The sequence below is a fragment of the Coleofasciculaceae cyanobacterium genome, assembly GCA_036703275.1.
In the GTDB taxonomy this organism is placed as follows: Bacteria; Cyanobacteriota; Cyanobacteriia; order Cyanobacteriales; family Xenococcaceae; genus Waterburya.
Genome location: DATNPK010000111.1, coordinates 276,627 through 298,372, shown reverse-complemented (window position 1 = coordinate 298,372; position 21,746 = coordinate 276,627). Strand labels below are relative to the sequence as shown.

The following is a 21,746-nucleotide window of genomic DNA, read 5'->3' as shown; positions in this document are numbered from 1 at the left end:
GCTAAGATATAGCCATGTTGCTGATTTCAAAGTATTGGTGAAATTTATTAGTCACCTCTAGCCAGTATGAACGACCGTCTGCTTGTTCTCGTTTACGTATGAAACCTAGCTTAACTAGTTCAGACACCTGCTGATAAGCACTACTACCCCGCAAATCGATTAATTCGGTTTGAAGTATGGGATTTTTGAGGGCAACTGCTGCCAAGGTTCGTAATGCTCCCTTGCCCAACTCGGCTGGGACTAATTCTTGAAGCAAATATTCGTAGTCATTTTTGAGCTGTAGGCTGTAACCTGCGGTCGTTTCTATAATCTCTAAGGCACTGCTGCGATGGGCATAATCACTCATTAATTCAATCAATCCGTCTTCAATCAATTCGCGATCGCTTTGAGACATTTTGCTCGATTCTAAGTCTTGATGATGGAGACAGGCAAATATTTCCTCAACTGAAAGCGGTCTGCCTTTAATGTAAATAATTGCTTCAATTTTAGTCGCTAATTTCATTTCACTTATGTGCTGTTTAGCCTAGGGCGTGTCATCAATTAGAAAATCTGAGTTTAATAAAGGGAAAAAATGACCGACAGGACCATTACCTGCACCAATATCTAAAGAATGCTCCAAAGCGATGGTGACGTATTGTTTAGCATCAACTACTGCCGACCATAAATCTTTACCTAAAGCCAAATTGGCACATACTGCGGCGGAGAGAGTACAACCTGTGCCATGAGTATTCTTGGTGTCGATTGTTTTGGCTGACAGAATTTTAAGTTCTTGACCATCATACCAAACGTCTACTCCCTGCTCATTACCAGACAAGCCTCCTCCTTTGGCCAAAACTACTTTTGCTCCTGAGCTACGATGAATGACGATCGCAGCTTGCTTAAGTTGCTCAAGACTGTTGATAGTCAAACCACTGAGTATTTGAGCTTCATAGCGGTTAGGAGTAACAATCAGAGCTTGAGGAATCAGTTGATTTTGTAAAGAGGCGATCGCCTCTTGGTCAATTAGCTGTACTCCTGTGCGAGAAACCATCACAGGATCTACTACTAACCGTTTAAAGCTATATTTGTCTACCAACTGAGCAACGGCAACAATAATCTCACGGTTTAATAACATTCCTGTTTTAATGGCTTGAACCCTTAAATCCGCAGTTACCGCTTCCACTTGAGCTGTAACCGTCGCTACGCTCATTGCTTCTACTCGATTTACCCCAAGAGTATTTTGAGCCGTAACGCAGGTAATTGCGCTAGCACCATGAACACAGTGCATAGCAAAAGTTTTTAGATCGGCTTGAATTCCCGCCCCGCCACCACTATCAGAACCAGCAATAGTTAGAGCTACCTGGATCATAAGTCTCTGTTGCCCGTTTAGTTTTTAGGAAAGCGTCTTCGCTGTAAAAAGTCAGGAATTTCGATGCGACTGCGATCGCTTTCCTTAACTTTGCTTCTGTCTGGCTGGGGCGCTGCTGTCATAGTCTGAAAGGTTTTTCTAGGTTCTACCTGTGCCTGTGCCTGTGGCTCTTCTAGTTCAAACTCTTCCGTTTCACCATCAAATCCCGTGGCAATAACGGTAATCCTAACTTCGCCGTCCATGCTTTCATCGATTACAGCCCCAAAAATGATGTTGGCATCTTCATCAACTACCTCATAAATGCTGTCGGCAGCAGCATTGACCTCGTGAAGCGTCAGGTCATACCCGCCTGTAATATTAATTACCACACCCTTAGCACCGTGAATTGATGCTTCTAGCAAAGGAGAAGAAACCGCAGCGATCGCAGCTTCTCTAGCGCGAGACTTGCCTGAACCCATGCCAATTCCCATTAATGCCGAACCTGCATCTGCCATAATTGCTCGAACATCGGCAAAGTCAACGTTAATTAAACCAGGAATTGTAATAATGTCTGAGATTCCTTGTACACCCTGGCGCAAGACATCATCGGCTACGCCAAAAGCCTCTTGAACAGGAGTTTCAGGAGATATCACTGATAATAACTGATTGTTGGGAATAACAATTAAAGTGTCTACTCGACTGCGAAAAGCTTCGATTCCTTTTTCTGCCTGTTTAGTGCGTCTTCTGCCCTCAAACGTAAAGGGACGAGTTACAACTCCTACGGTAAGACAGCCCATCTCTTTGGCTACTTCTGCTGCGATCGGTGCTGCTCCAGTACCTGTACCGCCTCCCATGCCAGCGGTAATAAAGACTAAATCCGTATTTTCTAAAGCATGAGCCAATTCATCCCGTGACTCCTCTGCTGCTTTTTGTCCAATAGCGGGATTACCTCCAGCGCCTAAACCTCTAGTGATTTTTTGCCCAATCTGTAGCTTCTGAGGTGCTTGAGCATTATCCAGAGCTTGAGCATCGGTATTTATTGCCCAAAATTCAATACCCGATACCTGGCTTTCGATCATGCGATTAACAGCATTACAGCCGCCACCACCCACGCCTATTACTTTAATCTTGGCGACATTACTCGGCACTATTTTATTACTCCTAATTTCTTCTTTGGGAATTTGGGAACTACTGTTGTTTCTAAAAGGCATCCCCATCCCGCCACCTAAAGAATTATTTCCTAAAGCTAAGGGTAACTCAGAATTATTATAGTTAACTTCATTATTGAAAGTACTAACGATTTTTTTCTTTAAAGACATGGGCGTACATCTAAGTTTCCGCGCTTGGTTTTCTTATACAAAATTTAATTTAGTAGCTTAACTTAATTTATTATCATCTGGGTAATTTAATCTGGATGAAATATTAAAGTTTTTGTAATTATTAAACACATAAATCTAACCATCCTCCAAGAAATTACTGGATCAATTGTCAAGGTAATAAAATTAAATCAGTGTATGTACGGATTGTTGATTATCTTTTACGCTTACTAGTACTTTTGAATTAAATATACATCAGGATTACTTAAATCTATGTAATTAATTTCACTGCTTTTAAGATATGATGGCAAATTTTCTAGTTTGGCCATAATTTTAAACTGCTGCTCTAACCTGGATGATTCTGAACCCAAAAATACCTGTCCTATCTTCGTATGTAGAAACAGGCTATTAGATTGATTCCAATGTACTTCATCAATTTTTAGTTCGGGATAAAGAGATATTAACTGATATATCTCGCTCCAAGTTGCTCTAAGCTGTGTTTTATAGTCGATTACTTTGAGTTTTGGTAGAGCATAGTTATCATTTATATTGTTATAAAATTTTTGAGCAATCCATTCCCCCTGAGAATCTAAAAAACCAATTTTTCCTTGAAATGTAGCTAAAGCTATAGGAGTTTTTTCTTGAAGAGAGATGATAATTTGAGGAGGTACAATACGCCTATTTACCTTAGCTACCGCAACTGAAGGAATCAATTCAATTTTTTGGGTTAAATCTATTCCGTTTACTGCCCAGATAAATTGGGGATAAGTAAAATTTAATGCAGTATGAATAGTGTTTTCACTTACTAGTTTGGCACCATCAATTTTAATTTGACTTTGATGTTTAATCTGACAGTAGGGCAAAGTTGCCGCTAAACCAAGAGCCATACTACAGCAAATTACCAAGCACGATCTCCACAAAGAAATGCGAGCTAAACGACGTTGTTGAAGCTTAACCAAAGCTAGTTTCTGTTGTAGCTGTGGTGGTGGAAATGCGTTCATGGTCTTATATTTAGAGCTAAAAAAGATGACAGCAATTGTTAAGACAGTAATTTAAAAATGCTGGTGAGCAAAATTTTCTAGTTTTTGGTTGGCAAAGATCATGTCTATATTGATTTAAAAGACGGTTATCAAAGAGCAACACTGCTAAATACGCTTGCCGAGAGAAATTATTATATTAGATCTTTTTTTACTTAAAAGGGATTAAGCTATTGGATTATTTGAAAGATATGCAGCCAGAATAAACCAAACTAAATTATATTAACTGTTAAATTGAAAAGCTGCTAGCACAAATGAGTGATGACTCTAACTTTTTAGATAGTCAATCGCAAAATAGCGCTAAATTTTGAATATTGCTACAGGATGTTCTCAAGTCACCAAACGTCAAACTCACCTGTGGTAGATTAAACTTTAATTATAGAAATCTCTTGCCGTTTTTTACTTTGACAATATTTATTATATTTTTAAGCCTATGGTAATTACCAAAAAAGGACTAGTTCTGGGAGCGACTGCTGTAGCTTTATCAACGGTAGCGGTTACAGGTGCTGGGATTCATCTGTCTCAAAGTCAAGCTTTGATTCAAAGTGGCCCTAAAGAAACGATTGATGAAGTTTGGCAGATAATTAACTATCAATATGTCGATACAACCTTTAACCATACGGATTGGCTGAAAGTTAGGCAAGAATATATCAATGACGCTTCCTATGGCAATCAAGAAGATGCCTACAAAGCGATTCGTGAAATGCTGGGTAAGCTTGAAGATCCTTATACGCGCTTCATGAATCCAGAAGAGTTTCAAAATATGCAAATTGATACTTCTGGGGAATTAACTGGAGTAGGAATTCAAATTGCTAAGGATGAAAAAACCGATAGGCTGATAGTTATCTCGCCGATTGAGGATACTCCTGCCTTTGAATCGGGAATTTTGGCTCAAGATCTGATTGTGAAAATTGACGGTACTGATACTAAGGGAATGGATGTTAATGATGCTGTCAATTTAATTAGGGGAGAAAGAGGCAGCAAAGTCACCCTAACAATCGAGCGTAATGGAAATGCGCGTGACTATAACATTACTCGCGAAAGAATTGAAATTCATCCTGTTAGAGCTAGCGTCAAAGATAGTGAACTGGGAAAAGTTGGTTATATTCGCCTGACTACCTTTAATGAAAACGCGGCAAAAGATATGCAGAAGGCAATTAAAGAACAAGAAAAAGAGGGGGTTGTTGGTTATATTTTAGATTTACGCTCTAATCCTGGCGGTTTACTCTATTCCAGTATTAATATTGCTCGAATGTGGATTGATGAAGGTACGATTGTATCTACGGTCGATCGCCAAGGACTAAGCGAGCGCGAAACAGCCAACCAGAAAGCTTTAACTGATAAACCACTAGTGGTTTTGGTGAATGAAGGTTCAGCCAGTGCCAGTGAAATTCTCTCTGGTGCTTTGCAGGATAACAAACGAGGCACCCTGTTAGGAACAAAAACTTTTGGCAAAGGCTTAGTGCAATCAGTTCGTCCTTTAGGCGATGGTTCAGGTTTGGCGGTTACGATCGCTAAATATCTTACTCCTAGTGGTCGAGATATTAATAAAGAAGGCATTCCACCTGATGTGGTGGTCAAATTAAGTGATAAACAGCTAGAAGAGCTTTATGGTGGCGATCGCTCTAAAGTGGGAACAGAACAAGATCCTCAATTCTCTAAAGCACTTGATATTTTGACCGAGAATATTCAAGCACAGAAATCAGGCGAACCCCAAGCAACTAAATAAAATAAAAATAATTAGTTGCTTAAATAATTACTGAGGTTGACACTTTCCGGCTCGAATTAAACCAATCTTTTTGGCGATCGCTGCTTGTTCAGTATCATATGAACCCCATTGTTCTTGCTCTGGGGTTTTTGCTTGTTTGCTGTCAAAGCTCTTAACATCACAAGTTCCGTCTTTTTGTTGGATTACATACCAAAATTGCTCAGTATTACTCATACTTTTTAAATCAACTTCGATTATATTTTCGCTCAATTAGCTTCGAGCTATATATTCAAACTTAGCAATCATTAAAAAAAGGGGCGATTAAACAGCCCCTTTTTTATCTATGTAGGTTAACCTACCAGAAAATTATTCTGAGTCGCTACGACCAGGGTTACGAGAAGGATCGCTGGATAAAAAACCGAAGATAAATAATCCGATAAAGAAAAAGACGGTGATATAAACAGCAATTTTGAGAGTAGCCATGTTAATTTTCTCCTGATAAATCTAAATAAATTGACAAAAATATTAACGAGTATTTTTGTTTCAAAATTAAACCCAGCAACAGAAAAAGTTATTGGTCGTAGTCCACGTTACCCAATAGCAGAGCGTGAACGAACTAAAATTTATTGAAACAAATATTACATGATTATTAAATCATACCCGAATACACTACCATAATTTAATTTCTCTCTTCTAATTTAGTTTTTAGCTCTTCTACGTCAAGGGAACGGCTTCTGGGTCAACCAACCTTGCTCCTTTGGGTCGCGCTAAGTTATATAGTTATAAATCTTTAGTTGAATATTCTGAACCAAACGTATGGCAGAGCAATTGTCTAATCTTTTACGAACTCCCTTATATGAACTTGCCAAACAACAGAAGGCAAGATTTACTGCTTTTTCTGGTTGGGAAATGCCAGTACAGTTTTCTGGACTGAAATTGGAGCATCAAGCAGTACGTTCTGAGGCAGGAATGTTTGATATATCTCACATGGGCAAATTTACCTTTGCGGGAGATAGTTTAATTGATACTTGGCAAACTTTAGTTCCTTCAGACTTGAGCCGTCTCCAACCTGGTCAAGCAATGTATACAGTATTGCTCAATGCTCAAGGAGGAATTATCGATGACATTATTTTTTATTACCAAGGCGTAAAAGAAAGCAAACAGCAAGCAATTGTCATTGTCAATGCAGGTACAACCGATAAAGACCGAGAATGGATTGCAAGCCACTTAAAAAATAGTTCTGTGCTAATGACAGACATTTCGCAAAAACAAGCTTTAATTGCCCTTCAAGGACCAAAAGCGAGGCAAATTTTACAGAGATTGGTTGCCGAAGAGATTAGCACCATGATGGCGTTCACTCATCAAACTTTAACCATTAAAGGTTCAGCCGCATTTATTGCTCGGACAGGCTATACGGGAGAAAATGGCTTTGAAATTATGCTTGAACCTGAAGCAGCCAAGCAGCTATGGCAATCTTTGCTGGAAGCTGGAGTTACACCTTGTGGACTGGGGGCCAGAGACACCCTGCGTTTAGAAGCAGCAATGAGCCTGTACGGGCAAGAAATTGATGACAAAATTACACCTTTGGAAGCAGGATTAGGATGGGTAGTACATCTCAAAGACAAAGGAGATTTTATCGGACGTTCGGTATTAGAAAAGCAGAAAGAAGCAGGAGTTAAACGTCGTCTTGTCGGATTAGAAATGTCAGGGCGATATATCGCTCGTCATGGCTATCGAGTAATGTTTGGCCAAGAAGCAGTAGGAGAGATTACCAGCGGTACTTTATCACCTACTGTCGGAAAAGCGATCGCTCTAGCTTATGTTCCTAAGTCTTTGAGTAAAGCAGGGCAGGCTTTAGAAGTTGAAATTCGTGGTAAAACCTACCCCGCTACCGTGGTGAAGAAACCCTTTTATCGATCGCCTCATCTTTAAAACAACTTACTCAATCCAGTTTTTCGCCCTAGCTACAGCTTTTGACCACATGGCAAAATTATCTTGTGCCTGGGCTTGCCCCGCCCCTGGTTCAAATACTCGCTCTACTTGGCGATCGCTAATTAGCTTTTGATAGTTATCCCAAAAGCCCACCGCTAATCCTGCACCGAAAGCTGCTCCTTGAGCCGTCGCATCCAGCACTTTAGGGCGTTCCAAAGGGACTCCCAAAGCATCTGCTTGGAACTGCATCAAAAAATTGTTTTTAGCTGCTCCACCGTCGATTTTGAGAAGAGATACAGGATTGTCACTATCTTGATTAACGGCATCAACTACTTCTTTGACCTGATAGGCGATCGCTTCTAAAACGGAACGGACTATATGTTCTTGTTGAACACCCGCAGTAATGCCCAAAAAAGCCCCGCGAGCCTTCATATCCCAATGAGGTGCGCCCAAACCACTGAGGGCAGGAACAAAATAAACTCCGTTGGTATCATCTATACGATTGCACAGAGACTCGGTTTCAGCAGCATCCTTAATTAGCTTTAGACCATCACGCAACCACTGAATTGATGCTCCTGTAGTAAAAATTGCCCCTTCTAAAGCATAGTTAGTTTGCTCTTTAGTACTCCACGCCACTGTAGAAAGGAGTCGATTGTGCGATCTCGTAACTGCCGTACCAGTTTGAGCCACTAAGAAACACCCAGTACCATAGGTACACTTAAGTAACCCAGGGCGATCGCAACCGTGAGCATATAAGGCTGCCTGTTGATCGCCGAAGATAGCAGCGATTGGTATTTCTGCACCAATTAAATCGCGATCGCATTTGCCAAATACGCCCATACTGGGTCTAATTTCAGGCATAATCTGGCGAGGGATATTAAACAATTCTAATAAAGACTCGTCCCAATCTCCTGTATCTAAATTCATCAACATAGTACGACTGGCATTGCTAATATCGGTAGCATGAACTTGTTTACCAGTTAGATTCCATAACGCCCAGGCATCTATTGTTCCCGCCATCACGTTATCCCAATTAGTATCAGGTTTATTTTGCTTGACCCAATCAATCAGCCACGCTAACTTGGTAGCTGAAAAATAAGCATCAAGTACTAGACCTGTTTTTTGTTCAATGATTTCCGCTTTTCCTGCTGCTTTTAGGCGAGCGCACAGCTCAGCAGTACGACGATCTTGCCAAACAATTGCTTTATGTAAAGGTTGACCTGTGGTTTTGTCCCAAAGCAAACAAGTCTCCCGTTGAACAGTTAGACCAACAGCAGCAATTTCCCGAGGATTTAACTGATATTGGGCAATAATTTCTTGAATATTGCTACTAGTATCCTGCCAAATCTCTAACGCATCGTGTTCCAACCAGCCTGGATGCGGATAGTGCTGAGTCAATTCTTTATAGACTTGACCGACGACATTCCCCAGCCGATCGAACAAAATAGCTCGATTTCCTGTAGTACCCAAATCAAGAGAAAGAATATATTTACTGTCGGTCATAAAAAACACCAAAATTCTGCTTATTGTAGATTTACAGCAAAGTTCTGGTTAAAATGTGTTTTATCGAGTTTTTTTTAAATAACTTAGCATTTACTATTTATCCTTGAGTGTCAAACATTAATCGTTCAACTCATCAATAATTGTTATTCCCAAGCTAATTTGGCGATCGCTCAATTGCTAATCGATTCTGTTTAAAAGCAACTTTAAGCTAATACGCCGATAAAGAAACGATTAATCATAGTCGTTATTGAAGTTAATTGGTTTTCTTCGTTCCGGCTGTTCGGGATAATCTTCCTGGGAATTATATTCAGGTAAATCATCGTAGTCATCGTAGTCATCATAGTCGCCTAAATCAGAATCATCATAGTCATCTGAGTAATCAACTTCTGGTTCTTCTACAGGCTGATAATCAACTACATAATCACCAGGAATAGATTCGTCTGGTTGGTCATAACTTCTGCCTAAATCAGAATCCTCATAGCTGCTACCTAGATTGTTGGAGTAGTCATCTTCTGGCTCATAGCTTCTACCCAACTCAACAGGGTTTGGTTTGCGTTCGGGTTTAGTGGTTGGAGTCGGAGCAGAATAAGGATCTTCTATAGAAGGTATAGAAGGGCGAGGACGAGAACGAGGAGCCGATCTAAGATTATTCTTCTCCCATTGATCGTAAGCATCGGCAGTGGAGGCAGGAGGACGACGACGAGGGCGAATATCTCTATCTCTATCTTTATCTCGCTCACTATAGCCATAGCGATCGCCTTCAGGAGCGCGAGCTACATAATCACTAGATTCAGTACGGCTACGGCTCACTCTGCGTCGGGGTTCATCCGTCAAATCGGCAGACGGCGCGGCTCTTTTTCTTTCAGAACGACGAGCAGTACGGGGTTGAGGTTCATCATAGCCTTGGAGTCTTGGGCTGCTGTAATTAGGTTTAGCCCCTTCATAAGCATTATCATAAGGATCGATTTGATCCAATTCCGCTTCGGTGTAAACTCTGGTACGACTTACAGGGCGATCGCGATCGACTGTTGGAGTATTGCGTCTAGCTTGCTCTGTCGCCACCCCGCGCATCCTAATACTCTCGAAAGCAAAGAAAATAGCTGTTCCTGTGAGCAAAAATTGACCAAATTGTAAAATAGGATCGAGTCGCCAGCCATTAAATAGCAAAATAATCCCACAAAGCAGACCTACCGCAGCAAAAAAAATATCGTAATCCCTTGCCAACTCTGGGCGAATTGAACGTAAGAAAAACAGTCCAGCCCCTGCTACTGCTAAGAATAAACCTAAGATAGCGGCTGCATTCAGCCCAAAATTAACCATTACTATTCTCCCAATCTGGTTCGCTTGGTTTTAGGTAATATCTATTTTACCTATACTGACTTTAAGTAGTGTAGCTTCATATTCTACCTAGACTCAGACGGGTATTAAGATCCAAGTCTGTATAAGTTACTATTATCTCTACTGTTTTCTATATTGTGTACTATTTTTAAATCCAGCATGAACCCTAAAATATAACGACGGAATACTATTAAGGCTATATCTTTGCGCTACAGGGGATTCCGTCGTTTAATTATTTATACTCTTGTTAACAAAAGCAGACAACTATTATCTATTATCCACGCTCAATTTTGTCGCTTTGACTAAGCACAACTAGCGCTATGGTGGCGGGAATAACTACAATAATCGCGCCTAGTCCTATACTTAAAAGAAAATTAGCTAATGAAGGAGTCATAATTTTTTTTATCCTAACTATTTTTTGTCTCAACTGTAATAGTTTACGTTGTTTTATAATTTTAAAAGTTTTTTAACCAAAATTAAAGTTAATCACAGCATTTTTCATAAGTAAGAGCTAAACCAATGTTGCAGTATAGTTCGCTTCACTATTATTAAGCAGTTTAGCAAAACACTCTCAAGCCCAAAGATCCTCTTTCTCTCTCATACTATTGGTACAGATGAGCAACAGGGCTAACATATTTGACTATTTTTGACTATTAAACTTGAATCAGCATCTGGCAAACAGTGGCATCTTTTTTGCTTGCGGTTTCCCAAAAAAGCCTGGGTTTAACGCATCAAGACTTGAAAATGACAGTACAATACATAACAGATGTTTACATTACGCAATACTTTTGGCGATTAATTTAGAAATTAATTAAGGATATGAATTTATCAATAATAACTATAGGAATTAGCATTTTACTGGGATTAATGACCATCCTGTTTATTTTTAGAATTGTTCTGACTTGGTATCCCCAAGCGGAGTTAACCAAGTTTCCCTTTAGCCTAGTTGTTTATCCGACAGAACCTTTCCTAAAACCTCTACGTAAAATAGTTTCTCCTATTGGAGGAGTAGACATAACTCCAATCATTTTAGTTGGGGTTTGCACTCTCCTACGAGAAATTTTAGTCGGTCAGCAAGGATTAATTACTATGGCATTAAATCATTAATTAAAAATCTACTCAAAACTTTTAAGCTTTTAACTTTTGTCTTCTCCAAAGCGATACTAATCGCTAAGATGCTCGGCAATAAAGTTAGTATAGATCTCACCTTTAAGGAAAGCTGGAGTTTCTAAAATTCTCTGGTGAAATTCAATCGTCGTCGGAACTCCAGTAATAGCGCATTCTCTTAAAGCCCGCTTCATCCGTTTAATTGCTACATCGCGATTTTCTCCCCAGACAATTAGTTTGCCAATTAAAGAATCATAGTAGGGAGGAATTTCGTAGTCTGTATAGACGTGAGAATCCATTCTTACTCCAGGGCCTCCTGGGGGTAGGTAAGCAATAATGCGTCCTGGATGTGGTCGGAAATTATGTTTGGGGTCTTCGGCATTAATGCGACACTCGATCGCATGACCTTTTAAAATTACCTGATCTTGAGTAAATCTAAGTTTTTCTCCCTGAGCGACGCGAATTTGTTCGGCAATCAGATCGATACTTGTTACCATTTCAGTTACAGGATGTTCCACCTGAATACGAGTATTCATTTCCATAAAGTAGAAATCACCCGATTTATCCAGCAAAAATTCTATTGTTCCAGCACCAACATAATTAATCGATTTAGCTGCTTTGACCGCAGCATCTCCCATTTTCTGACGTAACTCAGGACTCAGAACTGCACTGGGAGCTTCTTCGAGCAATTTCTGGTGACGACGCTGAATCGAACAGTCTCTTTCTCCTAAATGAACCACATTGCCGTGGCTGTCGGCAATAATCTGAAACTCAATATGACGGGGACATTCAACAAACTTCTCTAAATATACTCCCCCGTTGCCAAAAGCTGCTTCTGCTTCTCCTTGAGCAGCCTGAAACATTCTGACCAGCTCCGTCTCGTCTCGCACCAAGCGCATTCCTCTACCGCCACCACCAGCAGTAGCCTTAATCATTACTGGATAGCCAATCTTTCCTGCAACGACCTTGGCTTCGTCTTCATCACGCAACAAGCCATTACTACCAGGTACTGTAGGTACTCCCGCTTCCTGCATTGTTTTTTTTGCCGTAGATTTGTCTCCCATCGCCAACATTGCTTCTTTAGAAGGACCAATAAAAGTTAGCTGGTGGTCGTTGCAAATTTCCACAAAACGAGCGTTTTCTGCTAAAAAGCCATAGCCAGGATGAATAGCCGTAGCATTACGAGTTAGGGCAGCTGCTATAATATTAGGAATATTTAGATAGCTTTTACTAGATGGAGGTGGTCCAATACAGACACTTTCATCTGCCAACTGAACGTGGAGAGCTTGGCGATCGATTGTGGAGTGTACGGCTACAGTGGCGATGCCCATTTCAGCACAGGTGTGTAAAATGCGTAGAGCAATTTCTCCTCGATTGGCGATCAGAATTTTGTCAAACTGCATTCTTTAAGTAGATAACTAAAGTCATGTTTTAGAATAGAGCTTTTAATAGTAATAATGGTACTAAAAAAGAGTCGAAGCTTATTTATCGCCTGATTCCGAAGAGGGGCGATCGTCGCTCCAACCCCACCAAGCAGTATCGCACTCACACAGATAAAACTCTTGGTATTTGCGTCGAGTATCTGTATTCACAGGAGCGCGACGGTTCAGCCAAACGTTTTTTGCCTTTGCAGGTTTTGTTTTACAACTAGGGCAACAAAAATCGACCGCATGAACTGCTGATTTAGTCCATTCTGGCGGAACTAGGGCAAAGGCATCCATAAAGCTTATCGAGAATTGGGAATTGGACAGTAAAATAACTTATCTGTAAAAGTCAGTGGTAAGTTATGGTTTATCCCTGTTATTGTACTTCGATTATTCATAGTTGTTGTTGGAGCTTGTAATCAGTCGCGATCGCTACTAAAACTTTATCTTAAAATTTAAACTGTTCGATAAACATTTAAAAAACCAGAGGTAGTTTGTTTACCCCTGTTTTAGTATGTCTAGTTTGTTTATTACTTGCTGTAAATAATAATGCTTATAATTATTTTTAGTGTTGGTAGCTAGGAGGAAGATATTGATTCACATTAACTTGTCCTTGAACGCTAGTTTGAGTCGAATCTTGTCCGATAACGTTACCAGTACCGATAGCCGCAGCTTCGTTAGCGTTAACCTGTACAGCGGTTTTAGCATTAGGAGTTGCAGGAAGATCATAAGTGCCAAGGTTTAGCCGATCTTGTACGCTAAGTCGATCGGTGTTTTGAATTACTAAGTTGCCTGTTCCTACCGCCGCAGCAAAGTTAGAGTTGTTTTGAATGCTTGTTTGAGCTTGGGCTACGGTCAGGTTTCCCGACCTTGTAGAACCAAGCTGTTGTGTATCTTGCGCGAAAGCAGTTAAAGAAAGTGCAATAACTGTGGTTAGAATTGTTGACACTCTCCCAAAACGCCAAAGTGCGGTTTAACGGAGATTCTTGACTCATCGACTCTTAGCTAGACAAAACCTTGATTTTGTCCCCGCCAGACCGTCTCTGCAAGCATTTTAGGTTAAAGACCACGATATGCCCTAGCGCCGACTTTTTGCCAAATTAATGAGATTAATTAATTTACTCACTCAGACCCTCAACAGATTTTACGCCACCATTCGGCTACCTGAAACTATGGTTACAAACATATATCTATTTGTGCGACCCGTTTCAGCCTAACTACAGCTTGTAGGAACGATGAGGGTAATTTCTAGAACCTAGAAAATACAATAACTCTAAGTTCATGTAGGTTAAATTCCTACCGACGAATGAGACGTTTGAATCCATATCCTATGTGCTGCTAGGTAACATCATAGTGGTGCAGAGCTAGGATAAAAGCAGATAGCTGATAGCCGAATTTGGCAACTCTGCAAGGAAAGTTGTTTATGTTCAACAAAGTCTAACTAATTTTAAGCTTCGTTATCTGTAAGTAGTGTAACGGCTTAATACACTACCGCCAAAAGGCAACAGAGGTCTGTATTTCTTTTGAAAATTAAGAAATAAAAAAAGAATATTATTTGTGAGTAGATAATATTTTCTCATCATTATACCTCTCGGAGTATAGATTAGGGACTAACAACAACGTGAAATGAATTTAGGGAACGGGATAACCCCATATTTCTATCAAGACATAATCCTTGATAAACCAGATGTGAAGCGTATGAAATATGGGAGTAGGATGCTGTAAGAAGCCAATGCTTAACCTGAATTAACAGGTAACGTCCGACAGGGATGGATGTAATGTCCGAGATATGCTGACGTACAGCCCTGAGTCTGAGTAGGGAAATAAGTAGTTCTTAATATGCCTAATACGCAGATGTGTACAGAAAGACTTAAAACTGACCTTTCCGAGGCAGTCTAGCGTGGGATGAAAAGGAACAAAATACAAATTACCGAAAAGCCAGGAGTAGCCGTGTGCAGTGAAAGTTGCAAGCACGGTTTTGAATGGGAGTGTCGAGGAGCGATCCTCGGCTCGACCCCTAACAGTTTTTGAGGTTCTGTACACAGTCCAGCAATCTCAGCTTGTGTCACGTACGAAAATATTATATAACGAAGTGTATCCGTGATAGACAACGTTTGAAACTAATGCTATATAAAGCTTTCGACGATATTAATTCCAGCAGTTATATTTATCCCACTCGACTGTTAAGTTCGATTCACCCCACCACTAATCCTTACATTCTTGGGGACAAGCGTGGGGGTACTTTCTCACACTCAGATAGTATAGATTTTTTTATTATTTTAGACCTCGTTTGGGTAAATTTTAATGTCTGTTTTGCTTACATTTACTAGTTACGGACGATCTATATTTTTTATGCAGGTTACGAAAATCTGGTTTCTTAATCTGGGAATTTATCATTATTAGCTTTGGCCTATCAGAAAACATATTAAAATGGTTTATATTCCCTACTCTTAATTTAAACATTTAGATTACTATTACTTGCCTGGATGTCAATTATTAAATTGACATCCACTAATTATTGGAGTGATATGAAAGATAAGCTGTGGGGGAAGAATAAACATATTGCTCTACTCCCAAGCCCTTAAAAAATTAATATGCGGAAATCATTTAATAGCAAGAATTTTTTATTAATTACTATTAGCTTGATATCAACAGTAATAGGCTCAACAGCTTTAATTTTTGCTTATAAAATAAATTCAAATTCTACGCAAGATGCCAGACAAATTTTCCCTGAGCAACCAGCAGTTGCCCTAAATGAATCGACTACAAATACTCGCAAGAGTTTTTTACTTGCAGCAGATTTAATTGAGCGCAAACAGGGTAAAGAAGCTCTAGCAGAATTGCAGGGTTTAGAGCGGGAATATCCTTTGCTGGCTGCTTATGTTTTGCTTGCTAAAAGTAAAGCCTATCAGCTCGAACAAAACTCTGAAGCAGCGGAAAAGACTTGGCAGAAATTAGTCAGGAAATATCCTACTTCTGCTGCTGCTGCTGAAGCACTATATTTATTGGGTAAATCTAATTCTGCTTATTGGCAACAGGCGATCGCGCAATTTCCGGCTCATCCCCGCACACATGAAATTATCCGCCAGCAGTTAAGCTTAAATCCGAACCAACCGCATTTGATGGCAGTCTTGGTTAAATATACTCCTGACGAGCCTGGGGTAGACCAAATGAGAAATCGTTTAGTTGAAGAATATGCCAGCCAGTTGACTCCTGAAGAGTGGGAGGCGATCGCCGATAGTTATTGGTTGAAATGGGACTACGCTGAGGCAGGCAAAGCCTACGCTAAAGCTCCTATTACTTCTCAAAATCTTTACCGTGCGGGCAGAGGATATCATCTAGGCAATGATCGAACCACCGCTAAACAATATTATCTTCAGTTAATTCAACAATATCCTCATGCCGAGGATACAGGCTGGGGTTTACGCCGTATCGCCACCTTAGTCAGTCAAACAGAAGCGGTGACTTATCTGGATCGGGCAATTAAGCAATTCCCCGCACAAGCACCAGAAGCCCTGGTTGAAAAAGCACAATTTCTTGAAGCACTCAATAGTCCCAACTCCGCTGCCAATGCCCGACAAACTCTATTAACCGACTATAAACACTCTGAAGCAGCAGCTAACTATCGCTGGGACATTGCCAGTAAGAAAGCTGAAACGGGAGATTTGGTCACCGCCTGGCAATGGGCGCAACCGATTGTAGTTAATAATCCTAACAGTTTAGTAGCACCCAAAGCTGGTTTTTGGATTGCTAAATGGGCAGAAAAGCTCAATCGTCCCCAAGATGCCAATACCGCCTATAAATCAGTCTTGGCACGGTTTCCCCGATCATATTATGCCTGGCGTTCGGCGGTAGCTTTAGGATGGAATGTAGGAGACTTTACCACAGTACGCCATCAAGATCCTCAAGTAGTTAAAACCAGCAAAATAACTCCTCCAGGAGGCTCAGAAACCTTCCAGGAATTATATCAACTAGGGCTAGAACCACAAGCTTGGGCGCAATTTCAAACTGAAATTAGCGATCGCACCGAATTAACGATTGCAGAAGACTTTACTAAAGGCTTATTGAAACTATATCAAGGCAAAAATCTGCGGGGTATCAATCAAATCTGGTATCTGCAAGATCGAGATTCGCCCAAAGATCAACAACAATGGCAACAACTACGTCAAACCCCTGAATACTGGCAGGCTTTATATCCGTTTCCCTATGAACAAACTATCTTGAAGTGGTCGCAACAGCGACAGCTTAACCCATTATTAGTTACTTCTTTAATCCGTCAAGAATCACGGTTTGAACCTGAAATCGAGTCTTCTGCTGGGGCATTGGGCTTAATGCAGGTAATGCCTCCTACTGGTGAAGCCGCAGCTAAAAATATTGGCTTATCTAGCTATTCTTTGATTGAGCCTGAAGATAACGTCAACATTGGGACTTATTATCTCGACTTTACCCATGAAAAATACGGCAATAACTCGATGCTGGCGGTGGCTAGCTATAACGCAGGACCAAATGCAGTAGCTCAATGGGTCTCTCGCTATGGGTTACAAGACGCAGATGAGTTTGTCGCAAAAATTCCTTACCCAGAAACACAAGGTTATGTAGAGTCAGTATTTGAAAATTATTGGAACTATCTATTGGTTTATAACCCCGAAGTAGGAAAATTGTTTAAGCAGATTAACGAACAGTAAGTAATTTTCTTCAGCTTAAGTAATGGTCAAAATCATCAAACAGACGGCATCAATGCAGACGAGCGATCGCGTTAGATTGGATGCAGATATTTATCGTCCTGACACGGATGAGAAATTACCGATTCTATTGATGCGCCAGCCTTACGGTAGAGAAATTGCTTCTACAGTGGTTTATGCTCATCCTCGTTGGTATGCAGCCCAAGGCTATATTGTAGTGATCCAAGATGTACGCGGCAGAGGAACATCTCAAGGTGAGTTCGATCTGTTTACCCACGAAGTTACTGATGGTTTAGATACGTGCAACTGGGTGTCTCAATTACTTGACAGTACAGGAAAAGTAGGAATGTACGGTTTTTCCTATCAGGGAATGACGCAGCTATATACCGCAGCGCACCAGCCAAAATGTTTAAAGGCGATCGCTCCTGCTATGGTAGCCTACGATCTTTGTACCGACTGGGCTTATGAAAACGGGGCATTTTGTCTATTTGCTAATTTAGCTTGGGCAATTCAACTAGCAGGGGAAACAGCACGCCTCAAAGGAGATCGTGCAGCTTACCGAGAATTACGCGCTGCCTCCCGTAACTTGCCGTTAAATGGTTCTATTCCTGCCAATCCCGAACTGATGAAAGAGCTAGCCCCAGACTCCTTTTATCATCAGTGGTTAAATAACCCTAATCCTAATGCGGAATATTGGCAAAAGCGATCGCCTAAATATCTGCTAGAAAACGTAGATCTTCCCATGCTGCACGTTGGCGGTTGGTTCGATCCTTATTTACGGGGGACATTAAATCTTTATCAGGCAATGATAGCCCAAGGTAAACAACCACAGCATCTTTTGGTTGGGCCTTGGGCGCATCTTCCTTGGGGTAGAAAACTGGGTGCAGTTGACTATGGCATTCAAGCCCAAAATCCCCTTGATGAGATCCAGATTCGCTGGTTCGATCATTGGCTCAAAGGAAAAGATACAGGACTACTGCAAGAATCGCCGCTGTGTCTGTTTGAAATGGGCAGTAACCAATGGCGAGAGTTCGATAGTTTACCTAAAACTCAAAAAATTTATTACTTGGCTAGTGATGGACAAGCAAGTATTAGAGAAGATAGCGGAATGCTTTGGGAGTATGAAGAGGCAAGGGATATTTCTGTGCCCGAGTTATTAGAAATCGATCTTAGTCAAACAATTACAGAATTCGAGAATAATACAGATATTTTAGTTCATGACCCCTGGCGACCAGTACCCGCCTTAGGAGGACATTCTACCTATCCTGGAGGCACTTTTGACCGCTCTGCTTTAGACTGTCGTTCAGATATTCTGACCTATACATCGGCTTATCTAGAATCAGATTTACATATTGCGGGAGCAATAATGTTAGAAGTCTACTGTACTGTGGAAAATCCTAGTTTCGATCTTTGTGCTGTTTTGTCTACCGTAAATCCTGACGGTACCGTGTTTAATTTCACACAGGGTTACATTCGCGTAGTTACCTCAGATTCCGATACCGCCCTAATCAAAATTCCTTTGCAGGCTACCTGTATGTGTATTGCAGCAGGGAAGAGCTTGCGTCTCAGTTTAAGTGCCGCTTGCTTTCCTGCCTATCCCGTCAATCCTGGTAATAGCAAGCTACCTGACGAATCAGGTTTGATGGATGAGTCGATAATCACCTTGTTAATCCATTCAGGAGACAACTATCCATCAAGATTAATAATAAACTTCTCGACTGAATAAAGATTGAGGCTTCGGTTATTAGCGATCGCTAACACCCAAAAGTTTCTCGAATAATATAAAGAGAGGAAACATTTAGCATCTTAAACAATTAAAAGTTTATTGCCCTGCTCCCTCTCTAATCAAATCAATTATTGACCAGCACCAGCATCTGGTGCCGCATCTGGTGCCGCATCTGGTGCCGCCCCTGGTTCTTCCTGTGGTTCAACAACACCAGCATCTGGTTCAGCTTCAGTCTCTCCTGCTTCTGGGGTAGCACAAGAAGTTACTAAGCCGAGGCTTAAAACAGAAGCAGCAAACAAAGCTGCTAAATATTTGATTTTCATGTTTTTCTCCTAATGAAAACTTAAGTTGAAATTGTTTTACCGAAGCACATTATATAGTTGCTTTTAGTCCAGAGTTCATCTAACCAAACAGATGAAAATTTTCTGGTAAGGCATCGCTAAATCAAGCAAACTTAATCAAAACTTTATTTATTAATTGTTGATTTGACACACATCGTACTAAATATGCTGTAGCGTATACAGAAAGATTATCTTTTTTAAGCATTTCCTTGTTTAAATTAGCTTGAGTCTTTGGCATCATAATCGAGAAAGAACTGTAATAAACTCAATATGGAATTAATTCAACAATTAACACAAGGTCTTGGAGTTGATGATAACCAAGCAAAAGGTGGTGCTGGGCTCATTTTCAAAATGGCTAAAGAACAGTTAGGAGATGGTGAATTTGCTCAAGTAGCGAATGCGATTCCTGCTATCAGAAATTTAATTGGCGAAGCTCCGTCTGGCGGAAAAGGTATTGCTGGGGCTATTGGTGGCTTAGCTGGCGCAATGGGCGGTGGCAGTGGCGGTCAATTAGCGAATATGGCTGCTTTAGCTGGAGGTTTTAGTCAGCTAGGATTAAATCCAGGCATGGCAAGCAAATTTATTCCCATCATCTTATCTTTTACCCAAAGTAAAGGAGGAGATGGGGTGAGAAACATTTTGGCAGGAGTTTTAAAATAAACACACTTAGTCGCTATTGGCTATTGATAATTTCCTGAATTCACGAAAGACGTTCTACGGAGCGTCTTCTTTTATTTAAAATATAATTAAATATTAAGAAATATAAATTTAATTATATGGTGATCGCTCTCAAAAGTAAGCAAAAATCTTGTGTCGTAGTAGTTGGTGCTGGTATCGGTGGATTGACTGCGGGAGCATTATTAGCCAAACGCGGTTATGAGGTAAAGATCTATGACCAAGCGATCGCGCCAGGGGGATGCGCCTCTACTTTTAAGCGTCGGGGTTTTACCTTTGATGTGGGGGCAACTCAGGTAGCGGGGTTAGAGCCTGGAGGAATTCATCAACGCGTTTTTGAAGAATTAGAAATTCAACCGCCTGCGGCTACCTATTGCGATCCTGCCTGTGCTGTATTCTTACCAGGAGAAACAAAGCCGATAAATGTCTGGCGGGATCGGGAAAAATGGCAAGAAGAGAGACAAAGACAGTTTCCAGCAAGTGAACCATTTTGGAATTTATTGAATCGTTTATTTGAAGCAAGCTGGCGTTTTCAAAGTCGAGATCCAGTCTTACCTCCACGTAACCTTTGGGATCTGTGGCAACTAGTCTCAGCAGTCAGATCCGATACCTTAATTACTGTGCCGTTTACTTTGATGACTGTTGCCCAGGCGTTAAAGCTATATGGCTTATACGAAGATAAACGACTAAAAACATTTTTAGATCTGCAATTAAAACTATATTCCCAGGTAGGGACAGACGAGACGGCTTTGTTATATGCAGCTACAGCGTTAGCGGTTTCTCAAGCCCCTCAAGGACTCTTCCATCTTCAGGAAAGTATGCAGGTATTAAGCGATCGCCTAGTAACGGGTTTAGAAAAGTATGGTGGTAAGCTATTGATGCGTCATAGCGTCGAACAAGTTCATACAGCGTCAGGAAAAGTCACAGGGGTGAGTGTTCGTAACCAGAAAACTAATGAAACCTGGATAGAAGAGGCGGATGAAGTAGTCGCAAACGTTACCGCTCAAAATTTAGTTAAGCTGACTGACGATAAATCTCTGAGAAATTATGAACGTCGAGTCGAAAAACTGCCTCAACCATCAGGAGCATTTGTAATTTATTTAGGAGTCAAACGAGAAGCAATTCCCGCAAACTGTTCTCCTCATCTTCAGTTTCTTTACGATCGAGATCAACTAATTGGCGAAAATAACTCCCTGTTTGTTTCTGTAAGCAAGCCAGGAGATGGAAGAGCCCCAGAAGGGCAAGCTACGCTCATTGCATCTTCTTTTACCGATGCGGATTTGTGGTGGAAGAACGATTGTGACTATGACCAGATTAAACAACAGTATACCGAAGAGGCGATCGCTCGTTTAAGCTCATATTTTGCTCTCACTCCCGAAAATCTTATCTACGCTGAAGCAGCATCCCCTCGAACCTTTGCTAACTATACCGCTAGAGGCAAAGGCATCGTCGGCGGATTAGGACAGCGTATTTCTACCTTTGGGCCTTTTGGCTTTGCTAACCGCACTCCAATTAAGCATCTTTGGCTTGTGGGAGATTCTACCCACCCAGGAGAAGGTACGGCAGGGGTAAGTTATTCTGCTTTGACGGTTACCAGACAAATCGAAGCGAGTAGTTAGAGTCTATAGAT

Annotated in this window: 20 protein-coding genes; 7 read left to right on the top strand and 13 right to left on the bottom strand. The window is 40.9% G+C overall.

Features of this window, described 5'->3' with window-relative positions; all coding sequences use genetic code 11:
* Nucleotide 1: 1 nt before the first annotated feature.
* The 4 genes from scpB to V6C71_26300 all read right to left on the bottom strand — a co-directional run bounded on the left by scpB (nt 2) and on the right by V6C71_26300 (nt 3,644).
* Complete coding sequence (gene scpB, locus V6C71_26315) at nt 2–502, bottom strand: SMC-Scp complex subunit ScpB (protein ID HEY9771974.1); 501 nt, start codon at nt 500–502, stop codon at nt 2–4.
* A 21-nt stretch (nt 503–523) separates the two neighbouring features.
* Nucleotides 524–1,348 (bottom strand): bifunctional hydroxymethylpyrimidine kinase/phosphomethylpyrimidine kinase, encoded by an 825-nt coding sequence (gene thiD, locus V6C71_26310; GenBank protein HEY9771973.1) that lies wholly within the window; start codon nt 1,346–1,348, stop codon nt 524–526.
* 17 nt (nt 1,349–1,365) lie between these two features.
* The gene (ftsZ, locus tag V6C71_26305) at nt 1,366–2,646 is read right to left on the bottom strand and encodes a cell division protein FtsZ (GenBank protein HEY9771972.1); all 1,281 of its coding nucleotides are present in this window, start codon (nt 2,644–2,646) and stop codon (nt 1,366–1,368) included.
* 227 nt (nt 2,647–2,873) lie between these two features.
* Nucleotides 2,874–3,644 carry an FtsQ-type POTRA domain-containing protein gene (locus V6C71_26300; GenBank protein ID HEY9771971.1) on the bottom strand — a complete coding sequence of 257 codons (771 nt, stop codon included), beginning with the start codon at nt 3,642–3,644 and terminating at the stop codon, nt 2,874–2,876.
* Nucleotides 3,645–4,113: 469 nt separating this feature from the next.
* Here V6C71_26300 and ctpC point away from each other — a divergent pair, with 469 nt between their 5' ends.
* Nucleotides 4,114–5,409 carry a carboxyl-terminal processing protease CtpC gene (gene ctpC, locus V6C71_26295; GenBank protein HEY9771970.1) on the top strand — a complete coding sequence of 432 codons (1,296 nt, stop codon included), beginning with the start codon at nt 4,114–4,116 and terminating at the stop codon, nt 5,407–5,409.
* A gap of 27 nt (nt 5,410–5,436) precedes the next feature.
* Here ctpC and V6C71_26290 read toward each other — a convergent pair whose 3' ends face one another.
* Nucleotides 5,437–5,622 (bottom strand): hypothetical protein, encoded by a 186-nt coding sequence (locus V6C71_26290; protein ID HEY9771969.1) that lies wholly within the window; start codon nt 5,620–5,622, stop codon nt 5,437–5,439.
* A 132-nt stretch (nt 5,623–5,754) separates the two neighbouring features.
* Nucleotides 5,755–5,871, bottom strand: coding sequence for a photosystem II reaction center protein I (locus V6C71_26285; GenBank protein ID HEY9771968.1), 117 nt, complete (start codon nt 5,869–5,871; stop codon nt 5,755–5,757).
* Between the two features lie 333 nt (nt 5,872–6,204).
* Here V6C71_26285 and gcvT point away from each other — a divergent pair, with 333 nt between their 5' ends.
* Complete coding sequence (gene gcvT / locus V6C71_26280) at nt 6,205–7,320, top strand: glycine cleavage system aminomethyltransferase GcvT (GenBank protein ID HEY9771967.1); 1,116 nt, start codon at nt 6,205–6,207, stop codon at nt 7,318–7,320.
* A gap of 6 nt (nt 7,321–7,326) precedes the next feature.
* Here gcvT and glpK read toward each other — a convergent pair whose 3' ends face one another.
* The 3 genes from glpK to V6C71_26265 form a co-directional block, all read right to left on the bottom strand.
* Nucleotides 7,327–8,823, bottom strand: coding sequence for a glycerol kinase GlpK (gene glpK, locus V6C71_26275; GenBank protein HEY9771966.1), 1,497 nt, complete (start codon nt 8,821–8,823; stop codon nt 7,327–7,329).
* 231 nt (nt 8,824–9,054) lie between these two features.
* Nucleotides 9,055–10,143: a Ycf66 family protein gene (locus tag V6C71_26270; protein ID HEY9771965.1), complete on the bottom strand. Its 1,089-nt coding sequence runs from the start codon at nt 10,141–10,143 to the stop codon at nt 9,055–9,057.
* A gap of 292 nt (nt 10,144–10,435) precedes the next feature.
* On the bottom strand, nt 10,436–10,555 hold the full coding sequence (locus tag V6C71_26265; protein HEY9771964.1) for a photosystem II reaction center X protein: 120 nt from the start codon (nt 10,553–10,555) through the stop codon (nt 10,436–10,438).
* Nucleotides 10,556–10,980: 425 nt separating this feature from the next.
* Here V6C71_26265 and V6C71_26260 point away from each other — a divergent pair, with 425 nt between their 5' ends.
* A complete protein-coding gene (locus V6C71_26260; protein HEY9771963.1) occupies nt 10,981–11,268 on the top strand; it encodes a YggT family protein in 288 nt (95 codons plus the stop codon).
* 56 nt (nt 11,269–11,324) lie between these two features.
* Here the strand turns inward: V6C71_26260 and accC are convergent, their stop codons facing one another.
* From accC to V6C71_26245, 3 genes are all read right to left on the bottom strand, one after another.
* On the bottom strand, nt 11,325–12,671 hold the full coding sequence (gene accC, locus V6C71_26255; GenBank protein HEY9771962.1) for an acetyl-CoA carboxylase biotin carboxylase subunit: 1,347 nt from the start codon (nt 12,669–12,671) through the stop codon (nt 11,325–11,327).
* 78 nt (nt 12,672–12,749) lie between these two features.
* Nucleotides 12,750–12,989 (bottom strand): hypothetical protein, encoded by a 240-nt coding sequence (locus tag V6C71_26250; protein ID HEY9771961.1) that lies wholly within the window; start codon nt 12,987–12,989, stop codon nt 12,750–12,752.
* A gap of 268 nt (nt 12,990–13,257) precedes the next feature.
* On the bottom strand, nt 13,258–13,641 hold the full coding sequence (locus tag V6C71_26245; protein HEY9771960.1) for a hypothetical protein: 384 nt from the start codon (nt 13,639–13,641) through the stop codon (nt 13,258–13,260).
* 1,645 nt (nt 13,642–15,286) lie between these two features.
* Here V6C71_26245 and V6C71_26240 point away from each other — a divergent pair.
* Nucleotides 15,287–17,377: a lytic transglycosylase domain-containing protein gene (locus V6C71_26240; GenBank protein ID HEY9771959.1), complete on the top strand. Its 2,091-nt coding sequence runs from the start codon at nt 15,287–15,289 to the stop codon at nt 17,375–17,377.
* A gap of 22 nt (nt 17,378–17,399) precedes the next feature.
* A complete protein-coding gene (locus V6C71_26235) occupies nt 17,400–19,100 on the top strand; it encodes a CocE/NonD family hydrolase (protein ID HEY9771958.1) in 1,701 nt (566 codons plus the stop codon).
* A 128-nt stretch (nt 19,101–19,228) separates the two neighbouring features.
* Here V6C71_26235 and V6C71_26230 read toward each other — a convergent pair whose 3' ends face one another.
* Nucleotides 19,229–19,423: a hypothetical protein gene (locus V6C71_26230; GenBank protein ID HEY9771957.1), complete on the bottom strand. Its 195-nt coding sequence runs from the start codon at nt 19,421–19,423 to the stop codon at nt 19,229–19,231.
* Between the two features lie 288 nt (nt 19,424–19,711).
* Here V6C71_26230 and V6C71_26225 point away from each other — a divergent pair, with 288 nt between their 5' ends.
* Nucleotides 19,712–20,101 carry a DUF2780 domain-containing protein gene (locus V6C71_26225; GenBank protein ID HEY9771956.1) on the top strand — a complete coding sequence of 130 codons (390 nt, stop codon included), beginning with the start codon at nt 19,712–19,714 and terminating at the stop codon, nt 20,099–20,101.
* A 116-nt stretch (nt 20,102–20,217) separates the two neighbouring features.
* Nucleotides 20,218–21,735, top strand: coding sequence for a C-3',4' desaturase CrtD (gene crtD, locus V6C71_26220; protein ID HEY9771955.1), 1,518 nt, complete (start codon nt 20,218–20,220; stop codon nt 21,733–21,735).
* Nucleotides 21,736–21,746: the final 11 nt, after the last annotated feature.

Bases quoted from the DNA above. Each gene is read 5' to 3' on its own strand.
- scpB (HEY9771974.1), bottom strand. From the start codon at position 502: ATGAAATTAGCGACTAAAATTGAAGCAATTATTTACATTAAAGGCAGA.
- thiD (HEY9771973.1), bottom strand. From the start codon at position 1,348: ATGATCCAGGTAGCTCTAACTATTGCTGGTTCTGATAGTGGTGGCGGG.
- ftsZ (HEY9771972.1), bottom strand. From the start codon at position 2,646: ATGTCTTTAAAGAAAAAAATCGTTAGTACTTTCAATAATGAAGTTAAC.
- V6C71_26300 (HEY9771971.1), bottom strand. From the start codon at position 3,644: ATGAACGCATTTCCACCACCACAGCTACAACAGAAACTAGCTTTGGTT.
- ctpC (HEY9771970.1), top strand. From the start codon at position 4,114: ATGGTAATTACCAAAAAAGGACTAGTTCTGGGAGCGACTGCTGTAGCT.
- V6C71_26290 (HEY9771969.1), bottom strand. From the start codon at position 5,622: ATGAGTAATACTGAGCAATTTTGGTATGTAATCCAACAAAAAGACGGA.
- V6C71_26285 (HEY9771968.1), bottom strand. From the start codon at position 5,871: ATGGCTACTCTCAAAATTGCTGTTTATATCACCGTCTTTTTCTTTATC.
- gcvT (HEY9771967.1), top strand. From the start codon at position 6,205: ATGGCAGAGCAATTGTCTAATCTTTTACGAACTCCCTTATATGAACTT.
- glpK (HEY9771966.1), bottom strand. From the start codon at position 8,823: ATGACCGACAGTAAATATATTCTTTCTCTTGATTTGGGTACTACAGGA.
- V6C71_26270 (HEY9771965.1), bottom strand. From the start codon at position 10,143: ATGGTTAATTTTGGGCTGAATGCAGCCGCTATCTTAGGTTTATTCTTA.
- V6C71_26265 (HEY9771964.1), bottom strand. From the start codon at position 10,555: ATGACTCCTTCATTAGCTAATTTTCTTTTAAGTATAGGACTAGGCGCG.
- V6C71_26260 (HEY9771963.1), top strand. From the start codon at position 10,981: ATGAATTTATCAATAATAACTATAGGAATTAGCATTTTACTGGGATTA.
- accC (HEY9771962.1), bottom strand. From the start codon at position 12,671: ATGCAGTTTGACAAAATTCTGATCGCCAATCGAGGAGAAATTGCTCTA.
- V6C71_26250 (HEY9771961.1), bottom strand. From the start codon at position 12,989: ATGGATGCCTTTGCCCTAGTTCCGCCAGAATGGACTAAATCAGCAGTT.
- V6C71_26240 (HEY9771959.1), top strand. From the start codon at position 15,287: ATGCGGAAATCATTTAATAGCAAGAATTTTTTATTAATTACTATTAGC.
- V6C71_26235 (HEY9771958.1), top strand. From the start codon at position 17,400: ATGGTCAAAATCATCAAACAGACGGCATCAATGCAGACGAGCGATCGC.
- V6C71_26230 (HEY9771957.1), bottom strand. From the start codon at position 19,423: ATGAAAATCAAATATTTAGCAGCTTTGTTTGCTGCTTCTGTTTTAAGC.
- V6C71_26225 (HEY9771956.1), top strand. From the start codon at position 19,712: ATGGAATTAATTCAACAATTAACACAAGGTCTTGGAGTTGATGATAAC.
- crtD (HEY9771955.1), top strand. From the start codon at position 20,218: ATGGTGATCGCTCTCAAAAGTAAGCAAAAATCTTGTGTCGTAGTAGTT.